Raw genomic sequence first — 13,383 nt, 5'->3', positions numbered from 1 at the left:
CAAAATCACCGCGCATCCTGCGTGAAAGTAACAAAACCGGCAAATTTGAATCGCGTGCTGCGTCACAAGTCGGAGAGAGCAGCACAAATCGCTGAGCCTGTTAAAATGCCGGCCCATTTCGTCAACGACTCCCGAATTTTCGTATGTCCCGACTCAATCCCCGGCAGCAAGAAGCCGTGAACTACGTCGGCGGCCCTCTATTGGTGCTCGCCGGTGCTGGCTCCGGCAAGACCAGCGTGATCACGCGCAAGATTGCGCACCTGATCCAGAACTGCGGCATCCGCGCCCAGTACATCGTCGCCATGACCTTCACCAACAAGGCCGCGCGCGAGATGAAAGAACGTGTCGGCACCCTGCTGCGTCCAGGTGAAGGACGCGGGCTGACGGTCTGCACCTTCCACAACCTGGGCCTGAACATCATCCGCAAGGAACATGAACGGCTGGGCTACAAACCCGGTTTCTCGATCTTCGATGAAACCGACGTCAAGTCGCTGATGACCGACATCATGCAGAAGGAATATGCAGGCGACGACGGCGTCGACGAGATCAAGAACATGATCGGCGCCTGGAAAAACGACCTGATCCTGCCGGCCCAGGCCCTGGAAAACGCCCGCAACCCCAAGGAACAGACCGCCGCCATCGTCTACACCCACTATCAGCGCACGCTCAAGGCGTTCAACGCGGTGGACTTCGACGACTTGATCCTGCTGCCGGTGAAACTCTTCGAAGAGCACGCCGACATCCTCGAAAAGTGGCAGAACAAGGTGCGTTACCTGCTGGTCGACGAATACCAGGACACCAACGCCAGCCAGTATCTGCTGGTGAAAATGCTCATCGGCAAGCGTAACCAGTTCACCGTGGTGGGCGACGACGACCAGTCGATCTACGCCTGGCGCGGCGCGCGGCCGGAAAACCTGATGTTGCTCAAGGACGACTATCCGTCCCTGAAAGTGGTGATGCTGGAGCAGAACTACCGCTCCACCAGCCGCATCCTGCGCTGCGCCAACGTGCTGATCTCGAACAACCCGCACGAATTCGAGAAGCAGCTGTGGAGTGAGATGGGCCACGGCGACGAGATCCGCGTGATCCGCTGCCGCAACGAGGACGCCGAAGCCGAGCGCGTGGCCATGGAAATCCTCAGCCTGCACTTGCGCACCGACCGCCCGTACAGCGACTTCGCGATCCTCTATCGCGGCAACTACCAGGCCAAGCTGATCGAGTTGAAACTGCAGCACCATCAGGTGCCGTACCGTCTGAGCGGCGGCAACAGTTTCTTCGGTCGTCAGGAAGTGAAAGACCTGATGGCCTACTTCCGCCTGATCGTGAACCCGGACGACGACAACGCCTTCCTGCGGGTGATCAACGTGCCGCGCCGCGAGATCGGCTCGACGACCCTGGAAAAACTCGGCAACTACGCCACCGAACGCAAGATCTCGATGTACGCCGCCACCGACGAACTCGGTCTGGGCGAACATCTGGACAGCCGCTTCACCGATCGCCTGTCGCGCTTCAAGCGTTTCATGGACAAGGTGCGCGAGCAGTGCGCCGGCGAAGACCCGATCTCCGCCCTGCGCAGCATGGTCATGGACATCGACTACGAGAACTGGCTGCGCACCAACAGTTCCAGCGACAAGGCCGCGGACTACCGGATGAGCAACGTCTGGTTCCTGATCGAAGCCTTGAAGAACACCCTGGAAAAAGACGAAGACGGCGAAATGACCGTCGAGGACGCCATCGGCAAACTGGTCCTGCGTGACATGCTGGAACGTCAGCAGGAAGAGGAAGACGGCGCCGAAGGCGTGCAGATGATGACCCTGCATGCGTCCAAGGGCCTGGAATTCCCCTACGTGTTCATCATGGGCATGGAAGAGGAAATCCTCCCGCACCGCTCCAGCATCGAAGCCGACACCATCGAAGAAGAACGCCGCCTGGCCTACGTGGGCATTACCCGCGCGCGCCAGACCCTCGCGTTTACCTTCGCCGCCAAGCGCAAACAGTACGGCGAGATCATCGACTGCGCGCCAAGCCGCTTCCTTGATGAGCTGCCGCCGGACGACCTGGCCTGGGAAGGCAACGACGACACACCGACCGAAGTCAAAGCCGTGCGGGGCAACAGCGCACTGGCTGATATACGCGCGATGTTAAAGCGCTAGAATTGACCACTTTTTACTAGACCTTCGGCGCACAAAGCGCCAAATGAGGACAGCTTCATGGAAGCATTGCACCAGAAAATCCGCGAACAAGGCATTGTGCTTTCCGACCAGGTCCTGAAGGTCGACGCCTTCCTGAACCACCAGATCGACCCGGCCCTGATGAAGCTGATCGGCGACGAATTCGCCACGCTGTTCAAGGATTCGGGCATCACCAAGATTGTCACCATCGAAGCCTCGGGCATCGCGCCGGCGATCATGACCGGCCTGAACCTCGGCGTGCCGGTGATCTTCGCCCGCAAGCAACAGTCCCTGACCCTGACTGAAAACCTGCTGTCGGCGACCGTTTACTCGTTCACCAAGAAAACCGAAAGCACAGTGGCCATCTCCCCGCGCCACCTGACCAGCAGCGACCGTGTGCTGATCATCGACGACTTCCTGGCCAACGGTAAGGCGTCCCAGGCGCTGATCTCGATCATCAAGCAGGCCGGCGCCACCGTCGCTGGCTTGGGCATCGTGATCGAGAAGTCGTTCCAGGGCGGCCGTGCGGAGCTGGATTCGCAGGGTTACCGCGTCGAGTCGCTGGCTCGCGTGAAATCGCTGAAGGATGGCGTGGTTACCTTCATCGAGTAAGCAACACTGCATTACCTCTGTGGGAGCCAGCCTGCTGGCGATGGCGTCGTGTCAGTCAACATCTTCAGGACTGGCGGATAGCAATCGCCAGCAGGCTGGCTCCCACAGTTGCTTCGGGTGTTGGAGTTATTGCGCGGTAGCTTTGAGGCCAGTAAGGAGCAACCGCTGAAACAGGTCTTCCTTCAGACCTTCCGGATCAGTGAGCTGCATGCGCGCCAGATGCTCCGGATACAGCGAAGCCTCAGGCGCATCCAGCGCGGCCTTGCCCAACTCCAGAATCTCGGTCAGCTTGAACTTGCTCTTGAGCCAGTTCAGCGCCCGCAACAGATCCTTTTCGACCTCCGTGAAATCGCAGCCCAGCGGATACTCCGGAAACAGGTTCGGATGCCGCGCGGCAATCGCCTGCAAGCGTTGCGGGGTGTTGTCTGTAAAGCGCGGGTCGAGACGGAAATCCTTCGGCAGCTTGCCGACCTTCTGCGCCTGCTCGATCAGGCCCTGCTGGAAGCGCGAGTCGCTGATGTTCAACAGCGCTTCGATCACCACCGCATCCGACTTGCCGCGCAGATCGGCGATACCGTACTCGGTGACCACGATGTCGCGCAGGTGCCGCGGAATCGTGCAGTGGCCGTACTCCCAGACAATGTTCGAACTGACATCGCCGCCGGATTCGCGCCAGCTGCGCAGCAGCAGGATCGAGCGCGCATCGTGCAGCGCATGGCCCTGGGCAACGAAGTTGTACTGGCCGCCGACGCCGCTGAGCACCCGCCCGTCTTCCAGTTGATCCGCCACCCCGGCGCCCAGCAGGGTAATGGTGAATACGGTGTTGATGAATCGCGCATCCAGACGCTGCAGGCGCTTGAGCTCTTCCTGACCGTACAGCTCGTTGATGTAGCTGATGCGAGTCATGTTGAATTCAAGGCGTTTGCTCAGCGGTAACTCACGCAAGCGCTCATAGAAACTGCGCGGCCCGAGGAAGAAACCGCCGTGGATCGAGATGCCATCGGTTTGCGCCGCCTCGTCGAGGGTCCCGGCGTTGGCCTGCTGCTGGGTCTGCACATCCGGGTAGACCTTGCGCCGGATGATCCCGGCTTCGGCCAGCACCAGCAGGCCGTTGACGAACATTTCGCTGCAACCGTACAAGCCTTTGGCGAAGGGTTCGATGCCGCCCTCGCGTTCGATCAACTGCGCCCATTGGCTGAGGTTCACATCGGCCAGCAAGTCCTGGTATCCGGCGTTGTCGGCCTGACGCGCCAGCAACGCGGCGGTCAGCGCATCGCCCATCGAGCCGATACCGATCTGCAAAGTACCGCCATCGCGCACCAAGGTGCTGGCGTGCAAACCGATGAAATGATCCTGAAAGCCGACAGGCATGTTCGGCGTGGAAAACAGCGTGCTGCTGTCCTTCTCGTCGATCAGCAGGTCGAAGGTATCGATGTCGACTTCGGCGTCGCCCGGCATGTACGGCAGCTCGGTGTGCACCTGGCCGACCAGCAGAATGGTCTCCCCCGCCGCCCGGCGTTTGGCGATCATCGGGAACAGGTCGAGGGTGATGTCCGGGTTGCAACTCAGGCTCAGGCGATCCGGGTGTTCGCTGCTGCTGGCGAGCAATTGCGCCACCAGATTCAGCCCGGCGGCGTTGATGTCGCGGGCGGCGTGGCTGTAGTTGCTGCTGACGTAATCCTGCTGGGCCGGCGCGCTGTTGAGCAGGCTGCCCGGCTGCATGAAGAACTGCTCGATGCGGATGTTGGCCGGCAGGCTATCGCGGTGCAGATCGGCGAGGAATTCCAGTTCTGGGTAATCACCGAACACCCGCTCGACGAAGGGCTCGATGAAGCGCTTCTGCAAACCATCGCCCAAGGCCGGACGTCCGAGGCACAAGGCGGTGTAGATCGTCAGCTGCCGTTCGGGCAACCCGGCCACCCGCCGGTACAGCGCGTTGACGAAGGGATTGGGTTTGCCCAGCCCCAGCGGCAGACCCATGTGGATGTGCACCGGCAACCTCGCCAGCACGTCGTCCACTGCCTGTTCGATCGAACACAACTGCACCATCTGAAGCCTCCTGCCCGTTCCGTGAATAGGGGTAGACCGAGCTTGCCGGGGATTTACTTCAGAGGGAAGGCAATTAGTGCGAAAAAAATAGAAGAGTGCGATGTTTGGTGCAAGCACATCCAAAAAACATTCAACAATAACAATGCATTAACGATACCGAGAGAATCATCACACAAGCCTGTAGCCTCTTTCCCACATTGATTCCAATTTAATCGCGCAGAACTTCAGGACACTTCTGAATTGAAGTTATCTGAGTTCCAGCTAGCATTAAAAACGTAACACTTCGTTAGCAATCAATGCCTTTAGACCAACATAAATTTATCCGAACAATTTATGGAGATCGACTTTTTAGCAATCCGTAGTGCGTGGACACGCATTCTAAATTCAAGCGAACCGATATCAACGTTGGCAATTCAAGCATTCAGCAACTTGAGTGCAGCCAGCAGCGGTTCGCCCATGCGCTAGTTGCTGCTCACAATGTTGGCAAGGATGCTGCTACGCGACTTACATGTAGTCATGAGCCAGGGGCGGTCAATACGTGCCGCCCTTTCACTTGCTTCAGGATTTTTATATTGAAAACGCCGATTGAATTTTTAACTGAGCCCTTGAACCGCCACCGAAGCCTGACCACAGACTGCCCGGTATGGCCATACCTGCCTTACTATATTTACCATATCGAAAATAAACTTCCAAAAGCATCCGGAAGCGCCCTGGAAACTCAGCCAGGTTCACTACTCGGTTTCATTGGTTTGATTGACCGTAACTACGAGCTTCCATTTCGTCCGCACCAAATGGAATTTATCAAACCATGAAAAGCAATCTAATACTTTGCTGCTTCGGCCTGGGCGTCTCAGCTCTAACAAGCGCATCGCCTTACTTAATCGGAAATTCAATTAATTTATATCTATCCCACGATCGCTTATATTTATATGTGCTCGCTGGTGCTTCGCTTTTCATCATCGCGACGCCACCCTTGAAACTAGCAGCCAACATATATCTACAAAAGACTTCTGCCAAGACAAGGTACATTCTGAAAAAAACAATTTTAACTCGCCTGGGAAGCAAAGCATCCATACATACAAGAAACCCAGGTGAGCAGATCGAACTCATCGACGGAGATGTTGACGGCTCTTTGTATCTATACCATTCGGTTTTCTTTGACACCTCACTCAACTTCAGCATCATAATCTTCGCATTGATTATAACGACTCACTATCATCCACTTTTGGCGCTCGCCCCACTTAGCGGCCTGATATATGCCTCAGCTGCATATTTTATAACCCGGAGAAACAGCGCCACCCTTTTTGAAGAATATGTAAAAGAAAACACCGTTACAATAGGGGCAATCTGTGCGCATTTATACAATGCCGAACCATACAACGACAGAGTCAAGCTGAGCATCAAACACATTGAACGCCTCGCTTTTCGTTCAAGCCTGAAAGCATCATCCTTCGAATCCATTTCGGGAACATGCTATTTGGTAGCGATAGTTTTTTTATTCTTGATATCTGCTCACTTATTAAGCGAAAGCACTTTGACAACAGGCGCTATCTTTGCCTCAGCCATCTACCTCGAACGTGTGCTCAGCCCGACAACTTCGCTTCTATCCATATACTATTCAAGCAGAGAGGCCGCTTATCGCCGCCACCGGATTCTAAGCTACAAATTGCAGTATGAGGGGCATTAAATTATGTTTATGTGCTTGCAAAAAATTTAATATTATTTTTATTTTCAACAATGTGCCTGACTTTAGCAGCTGTATGCCAATTGCTAATACCATCGATCGTTGCCAAGGGACTTACAGCTCTCAGTAGTGGTGCTTTCAGCACTAATCTGTACCTAGTTCTCACCACTATTTTTTTAGCGAAGCTCGCAATGCAAACTCTGGGTAACTCAATGGCAGCGCTTATGGAAGCAAAATCTCGCTTTTTACTCATTAATTTCGTTGTGCATGATAAAAGGCCTTATCCGTTAAGCTTTCGCGTGACGATGATCAAAGAAGATGCCGAGAAAATTGCTTCAGTCCTTCATGACTCAACTCATCTGGCAGGATCTTGTATTTTGACTTTTGCCACAGCCTATATCTTACTTCGTGAAAACGCTTATTTTTTCATCCCTCTGATACTCATCACTGCGTTGACTTGCGTGCAGTTGATATATGCCAAACCCAAAATCCAGAGTCTGTATAAAGCCGAAATGGTCAATGAAGACCTGTATAAGGAATCACTCATCAGCACTTTCAGCTCCCCCACAATTGATGACCAAAATTCTCAAGCACTTATCACCAGCTGTAATGAACGTCTGAAGAATACAATACGAGCACACTACAAATATCAAAAAGCCAACGCCATTCAATGCTTCTGGCCGGAAATGGCGATCTCGGCCGGGACAGTATCGGTCGTTATTTTCAGCGCCACTGCTACGCCTGAATTATTCGGCGAGCGTCTTATTGCCTGCCTTGGTTACGTCGGAATTTTTACCATGGCTAGCACGAGCTCAATAAGACTTGGCATAACGATGATTGGAGTAAGAGTATCCGTCAGTAGAATATTCGGGGAGCACCAATATGAATGATTTATTCATCCAGCAGATACGGCTAAAGCCAGACAGAGTGGCGGCTCATTTTTTACGCGACCTTTTTCCGCTTCCATTCAGTAACAGAATTACCGTATTTATCGGAGAAAATGGTTCTGGAAAGTCCACCCTGCTTGAAGCACTTGCCATCAGTTTGGGATGCAATCCAGAAGGCGGTGGGAAGAACTTTAATTTCTCGACCGAGAACACTCACTCGAATATGCACGAAGCCCTGACGCTTTCAAAAGGCTACCGAAAGGAGAAGGACGTTTTTTTCTACAGAGCAGAAACCTTCTATAACTTGAACACTGCGATCCGCAAGCTTGACGCAGAGGCGAGCTTTGATCCCGAAATAAAGGCCTACTACGGCGGCGAGGATATGCATTGCATGTCGCACGGTGAAGCAATGGAGGCGCTGTTTCAAAACCGATTCAAAGCCCAGGGACTGTACGTTCTAGATGAACCGGAAGCGTCGTTATCCCCATTGAGGCAATTGGTGTTCATCAACCGAGTAATGGAGCTATCGCGCAAGGGTGCACAGTTCATCATTGCCACTCACTCACCGCTCATTATGTCGATCCCGGGATATGATCTGAGACAGATTTCGGAAGGGCGCTCCGAAGCAATAGCCCCAGCAGATACTGATGCTTACGCGGTGTACAAAGCCGTGCTGAATTCTTCCGGTACCTTTATCGCGAAAAGCACACAGTGATATTGCAGACAAAAAAACCGTCCGAAGACGGTTTTTTTTTGTCAGAAGCGCGGCTTATTTCAGGCCGGACATCTTCTGAATCGCGCCCTTGAGCTCTTCATCGGAGCAGTCGGCGCAGGTGCCTTTTGGCGGCATCGAGTTGATGCCGGTGATGGCCTTGGCCAGGATGCCGTCGAGACCGCCCTGGTGATCGGCGCGCTCTTTCCAGGCCGCGGTGTCACCGATTTTCGGTGCGCCCAACAGGCCGGAGCCGTGGCAAGCGTTGCAATGTTTGGCAATCACTTCGTCCGGCGTCTTGGCGCCGCCACCGCCGCCTGCCGAAGCAGCGACTTCCATCCCCTTGCACTCTTGCCCTTGAACACACACCTGGCCCACCGGCTCGAGGCGTTTGGCAATGTCGTCATTCGTCGCAGCTTGAGCGCTGACAGCCCAGAGGGCCAATACGGTTGCTGGTGCAGCCAGCATTTTCATAATTAGGTTCACGCGTTCACCCTCAATGGTGGCTATTCACGCCTGCGGCCACGGTTCGCAGGCGGGCGCAAGTATAGCGGTTAGCCCGCTTCACTGAAACAACCCCAAAGTCGAAGGGGTTATATCGCGCTGTGGAAAAACGTTTCGGGTGCCTTCGCCGTATGGCCTGGCGCCTCTTGGTTTAAAAATTCGCCGGCGTGGCTGCGCTGATTAGTCGCGCCGGTGCATCGAACGGATTACGGAAACGATGCGGCTTGGTACTTTCAAAGTAGTAGCTGTCGCCGGCTTCGAGGATAAAAGTTTCAAGGCCCACCACCAGCTCCAGGCGCCCTTCCACCAGAATCCCGGTTTCCTCGCCTTCGTGGGTGAGCATTTCTTCACCGGTGTCGGCGCCCGGCGGGTAGATTTCATTGAGGAACGCGATGGCCCGACTTGGGTGCGCGCGGCCGACCAGCTTCATGGTCACGGCGCCGTCGGAAATGTCGATCAGCTCGTTGGCCTTGTAGACGATCTGGGTCGGTTTTTCCTGCTGGATCTCTTCGGAAAAGAACTCGACCATGGACATGGGAATCCCGCCCAGAACCTTCCTCAGCGAACTGATCGAAGGACTGACGCTGTTCTTTTCGATCATCGAAATGGTGCTGTTGGTGACGCCCGCGCGCTTGGCGAGTTCACGCTGGGAAAGCCCTTTGAGCTTGCGGATCGATTGCAGTCGTTCACCGACGTCCAAGGCTGGAGCCTCCTGATGTTGTAGAAATATTGAGCGTTATCATGGCGACAGCGTTCAGTATTTACAACACTTGGGCCCCGCTAGCGCTTCAACCCTCGGAATAGAGCCTTGGCACCCGCCGCAGGTTGCAGAAGATCTGGTACGGAATGGTGTCCGCCCACTTCGCCACATCGCTGGCGAGGATGTTCTTGCCCCACAGCTCGACGGTCGAACCGAGGCCGGCCTGCGGCACGTCAGTCAGGTCGATGCACAGCATGTCCATCGACACCCGCCCAAGAATGCGGCTGCGCTGGCCGGCCACCAGCACCGGGGTGCCGGTCGGCGCCTGACGCGGATAACCGTCGGCATAACCCATGGCGACCACGCCAATGCGCATCGGTTTGTCGGTGATGAACTTCGCGCCGTAACCCACCGGTTCGCCGGCCGGAAGTTCACGCACGCTGATAACTTTCGATTCCAGCGTCATCACCGGCTGCAGGCGCTCGGCCACGGCGTTGGCTTCTTCGAACGGGGTGGCGCCGTAGAGCATGATGCCCGGACGCACCCAGTCGCTTTGAATCTGCGGCCAGCCCAGCACCGCCGGCGAGTTGCGCAGGCTGACTTCAGCCGCCAGGCCCTGACGCGCAGCTTCGAATACTGCAACCTGATCGGCGCTGCTCTGCTCGTGCAGCTCATCGGCCCGGGCGAAGTGGCTCATCAGCACGACTTTCGCCACGTTGCCGCTGGCCAGCAAACGCTGGTAAGCCGCCGGGTAATCCTTCGGATGCAGGCCCACGCGGTGCATACCCGAATCGAGCTTCAGCCACACGGTGATCGGTTTGCTCAACGCTGCCTGCTCGATCGCTTCGAGCTGCCACAGCGAATGCACCACGCACCAGAAATCGTGCTCGACGATCAGCGCCAGCTCATCGGCCTCGAAAAAACCTTCAAGCAGCAGCACTGGCGCGCGAATCCCGGCAGCACGCAGCTCCAGGGCTTCATCGATGCACGCCACCGCGAAGCCGTCCGCTTCAGCCTCCAGCGCCTGGGCGCAACGCACCGCGCCATGGCCGTAGGCATCGGCCTTGATCACCGCCAGTGCCTTGGCACCGGTGACTTCACGGGCGATACGGTAGTTGTGACGCAGGGCTTGAAGATCGATCAGGGCACGGGCAGGACGCATGGCAGCAGACTTCTTGGCGGTCATGGGAATAAAAACCGGCGCTGGCTGACGGCGTGAACCGCCAACAGCACCGGGAGAGGGATCTTTACAACGGGTTACGGCAGCGCGGCGACGATGGAGATCTCGACCAGGATGCTCGGCTTGGCCATCTTCGCTTCAACCGTGGCACGGGCCGGGGCGGCGCCTTTGGGCAGCCATTGATCCCACACCGAATTCATGCCGGCAAAGTGCGCCTCGATGTCGTTCAGGTAGATCGTCGCCGACAGCAGGTGCTGTTTGTCGGTGCCGGCCAGATCGAGCAGTCGCTCGATGTTGGCGAGGACGTCGCGGGTCTGCTGTTCGACACCGGCGTTGAAGTCATCGCCGACCTGCCCGGACAGATACACCGTACCGTTGTGGCTGACGATCTGACTCATGCGCTCATTGGTGAGCTGGCGCTGGATTGCCATGCTTTGCGGACTCCTGGGTGGTGTTGCCATAACGGGAAATATCGAGGCCTTCGGCGCTGATCTGTGGCTTTTTCTTCGCCATCAGGTCAGCCAGCAAGCGACCGGAGCCGCACGCCATGGTCCAGCCGAGGGTGCCGTGACCGGTGTTCAGGAACAGGTTCTTGAACGGGGTGGCGCCGACGATCGGCGTGCCATCCGGGGTGGTTGGACGCAGGCCGGTCCAGAAACTCGCTTCGGCCAGATTGCCGCCCTGAGGATAAAGGTCGTTGACGATCATCTCCAGGGTTTCGCGCCGACGCGGGTTCAGCGACAGGTCAAAACCGGCGATCTCCGCCATGCCGCCGACGCGGATGCGGTTGTCGAAACGGGTGATCGCGACCTTGTAGGTCTCGTCGAGAATGGTCGACGTCGGGGCCATGGTCGGGTTGGTGATCGGCACGGTCAGCGAGTAGCCCTTCAACGGATACACCGGGGCCTTGATGCCCAGCGGCTTGAGCAGTTGCGGCGAGTAGCTGCCGAGGGCGAGTACGTAGCGGTCGGCGGTTTCCAGCTTGCCGTCGACCCACACGCCGTTGATGCGGTCACCGGCGAAGTCGAGGCGCTGGATGTCCTGGCCGAAACGGAATTCCACGCCCAGTTGGGTGGCCATTTCGGCGAGGCGGGTGGTGAAGATCTGGCAGTCGCCAGTCTGGTCGTTCGGCAGGCGCAGGGCACCGGCGAGGATGTCGGTGACACCCGCCAGCGCCGGTTCGACGCGGGCAATGCCGGCGCGGTCGAGGACTTCGAACGGCACGCCGGATTCTTTCAGTACGGCGATGTCCTTGGCGGCGTTATCCAGTTGTGCCTGGGTGCGGAACAACTGGGTGGTGCCGAGGCTGCGGCCTTCATAGGCGATGCCGGTTTCGGCGCGCAGTTCGTCGAGGCAGTCGCGGCTGTACTCGGACAGACGCACCATGCGCTCCTTGTTCACCGCGTAACGGTTGGCGGTGCAGTTGCGCAGCATCTGCGCCATCCACAGGTACTGGTCGATGTCGGCGGTGGCCTTGATCGCCAGCGGCGCGTGGCGTTGCAGCAGCCACTTGATGGCTTTGAGGGGTACGCCCGGCGCAGCCCACGGCGAGGCGTAGCCTGGCGAGACCTGGCCGGCGTTGGCGAAACTGGTCTCCATGGCCGCGGCGGGCTGCCGGTCGACCACCACCACTTCAAACCCGGCACGGGCCAGATAGTAAGCACTGGCGGTACCGATGACGCCGCTACCCAAGACCATAACGCGCATTTTGTATCCCTCATCGCGGCGTGCCGCGTACGTCTGTTGTTAGAGCAATGATGCGCGCAGTGTAAAAAAGATTTGCCAGTGCTTTTCACTGTATAAGCGCCTATATTTGGCGACAATTCTCGGCAAAAACCCTTTTCACGGAGGCGCATCCCCTATGCGTACCAACACTCAGACCAAACGTGAGCTGGACAAGATCGACCGCAACATCTTGCGGATCCTGCAGGCGGACGGGCGGATTTCATTCACCGAACTGGGCGAAAAGGTCGGGCTCTCCACCACGCCGTGTACCGAGCGGGTACGGCGCCTGGAGCGCGAGGGGATCATCATGGGCTACAACGCCCGCCTGAATCCGCAGCACTTGAAGGGTAGTCTGCTGGTGTTCGTCGAGATCAGCCTCGACTACAAATCCGGCGATACTTTCGAAGAGTTCCGACGTGCGGTGCTGAAATTGCCCCACGTGCTGGAGTGCCACCTGGTATCAGGGGATTTCGACTATCTGGTGAAGGCGCGGATTTCCGAGATGGCCTCGTACCGCAAGCTGCTGGGCGACATCCTGCTCAAGCTGCCGCATGTGCGCGAATCCAAGAGCTACATCGTGATGGAAGAAGTGAAAGAGAGCCTGAGCCTGCCGATTCCGGACTGATCGCTCAGACCAGTACCTGCCCACTGGATCGTTCCCACGCTCCGCGTTCGGCTTTGGAAGGGACGCGGAGCGTCCCGGGCTGCGTTCCCACGCAGAGCGTGGGAACGATCAGAGTCAGACCAGCACTTGCCGGTTTTCAGCCATGTACTCGAACACCTGCTTCTCGACCCGTGGGTGAATCAGTTCCACCGGTCGCCGGCCGTTGGGGCACGGCAAGGTCTGGGTGGTGCCGAACAAACGGCAGATCAGCGGCCGCTCGTCATACACCGTGCAGCCATTCGGCCCCAAATGCACACAGTTGAGCTCTTCCATGGCCGCGTCTTGTTCGGCGCGGGTCTTGCGCGGCAGGCGGGACATTTCCTCAGGCGAGGTGGTCACGGGCCCGCAACAGTCATGACAGCCCGGCACGCATTCGAACGTGGGAATCTGCTGACGCAGGGTGCGGATTTTCTGACTGTTGCAGCTCATTGCAGAGGTAACCGGAGCGAAATAGGCGGCAATTGTGCCGCAAAAGCCATGATCCAGACACCACGG

General features: G+C 57.1%; 14 protein-coding genes. 7 read left to right on the top strand and 7 right to left on the bottom strand.

Annotated elements, in window-relative coordinates; genetic code table 11:
- The first annotated feature begins 143 nt into the window (after positions 1-143).
- Together rep and AC07Y2_RS08690 are read left to right on the top strand one after the other, a co-directional pair.
- A complete protein-coding gene (rep, locus tag AC07Y2_RS08695; RefSeq protein WP_039765244.1) occupies positions 144-2,153 on the top strand; it encodes a DNA helicase Rep in 2,010 nt (669 codons plus the stop codon).
- 57 nt (positions 2,154-2,210) lie between these two features.
- Positions 2,211-2,783 (top strand): xanthine phosphoribosyltransferase, encoded by a 573-nt coding sequence (locus AC07Y2_RS08690; RefSeq protein ID WP_003229440.1) that lies wholly within the window; start codon positions 2,211-2,213, stop codon positions 2,781-2,783.
- A gap of 126 nt (positions 2,784-2,909) precedes the next feature.
- Here the strand turns inward: AC07Y2_RS08690 and AC07Y2_RS08685 are convergent, their stop codons facing one another.
- Positions 2,910-4,832 (bottom strand): acetyl-CoA hydrolase/transferase C-terminal domain-containing protein, encoded by a 1,923-nt coding sequence (locus AC07Y2_RS08685; RefSeq protein ID WP_103385878.1) that lies wholly within the window; start codon positions 4,830-4,832, stop codon positions 2,910-2,912.
- A gap of 572 nt (positions 4,833-5,404) precedes the next feature.
- Here AC07Y2_RS08685 and AC07Y2_RS08680 point away from each other — a divergent pair.
- From AC07Y2_RS08680 to AC07Y2_RS08665, 4 genes are all read left to right on the top strand, one after another.
- Positions 5,405-5,644 carry a hypothetical protein gene (locus AC07Y2_RS08680; RefSeq protein WP_146040478.1) on the top strand — a complete coding sequence of 80 codons (240 nt, stop codon included), beginning with the start codon at positions 5,405-5,407 and terminating at the stop codon, positions 5,642-5,644.
- Positions 5,641-6,519, top strand: coding sequence for an ABC transporter ATP-binding protein (locus AC07Y2_RS08675; RefSeq protein WP_207273885.1), 879 nt, complete (start codon positions 5,641-5,643; stop codon positions 6,517-6,519). The genes AC07Y2_RS08680 and AC07Y2_RS08675 overlap by 4 nt, the downstream gene beginning before the upstream one ends.
- Positions 6,520-6,707: 188 nt before the next feature.
- A complete protein-coding gene (locus AC07Y2_RS08670) occupies positions 6,708-7,406 on the top strand; it encodes a hypothetical protein (RefSeq protein ID WP_103385877.1) in 699 nt (232 codons plus the stop codon).
- Entirely contained in the window at positions 7,399-8,118 is a 720-nt protein-coding gene (locus AC07Y2_RS08665; protein WP_103385876.1) for an AAA family ATPase, read from the top strand. Before AC07Y2_RS08670 ends, AC07Y2_RS08665 begins: the two co-directional genes overlap by 8 nt.
- A 54-nt stretch (positions 8,119-8,172) precedes the next feature.
- On the opposite strand, the gene AC07Y2_RS08660 is transcribed toward AC07Y2_RS08665, so the two are convergent.
- From AC07Y2_RS08660 to dadA, 5 genes are all read right to left on the bottom strand, one after another.
- A complete protein-coding gene (locus tag AC07Y2_RS08660) occupies positions 8,173-8,589 on the bottom strand; it encodes a c-type cytochrome (protein ID WP_039765242.1) in 417 nt (138 codons plus the stop codon).
- Between the two features lie 181 nt (positions 8,590-8,770).
- Positions 8,771-9,319 carry a cupin domain-containing protein gene (locus AC07Y2_RS08655; RefSeq protein WP_103385875.1) on the bottom strand — a complete coding sequence of 183 codons (549 nt, stop codon included), beginning with the start codon at positions 9,317-9,319 and terminating at the stop codon, positions 8,771-8,773.
- Between the two features lie 88 nt (positions 9,320-9,407).
- Positions 9,408-10,481, bottom strand: a complete 1,074-nt coding sequence (alr, locus tag AC07Y2_RS08650; RefSeq protein WP_103385874.1) for an alanine racemase — start codon at positions 10,479-10,481, stop codon at positions 9,408-9,410.
- A 95-nt stretch (positions 10,482-10,576) separates the two neighbouring features.
- Positions 10,577-10,930 (bottom strand): RidA family protein, encoded by a 354-nt coding sequence (locus AC07Y2_RS08645; protein WP_039765240.1) that lies wholly within the window; start codon positions 10,928-10,930, stop codon positions 10,577-10,579.
- Complete coding sequence (dadA, locus tag AC07Y2_RS08640) at positions 10,902-12,206, bottom strand: D-amino acid dehydrogenase (RefSeq protein WP_039765239.1); 1,305 nt, start codon at positions 12,204-12,206, stop codon at positions 10,902-10,904. Before dadA ends, AC07Y2_RS08645 begins: the two co-directional genes overlap by 29 nt.
- A gap of 154 nt (positions 12,207-12,360) precedes the next feature.
- On the opposite strand from dadA, the gene AC07Y2_RS08635 reads away from it, so the two are divergent.
- Entirely contained in the window at positions 12,361-12,849 is a 489-nt protein-coding gene (locus tag AC07Y2_RS08635) for an Lrp/AsnC ligand binding domain-containing protein (RefSeq protein WP_003177284.1), read from the top strand.
- 114 nt (positions 12,850-12,963) lie between these two features.
- On the opposite strand, the gene AC07Y2_RS08630 is transcribed toward AC07Y2_RS08635, so the two are convergent.
- Complete coding sequence (locus tag AC07Y2_RS08630; RefSeq protein WP_007954485.1) at positions 12,964-13,317, bottom strand: YkgJ family cysteine cluster protein; 354 nt, start codon at positions 13,315-13,317, stop codon at positions 12,964-12,966.
- Between the last annotated feature and the right edge of the window lie 66 nt (positions 13,318-13,383).

It is taken from the genome of Pseudomonas sp. GW456-12-1-14-TSB6 (assembly GCF_059424205.1).
Note: the sequence above shows the minus strand (reverse complement) of the source record. Positions and strands in the feature narration are given on the sequence as shown.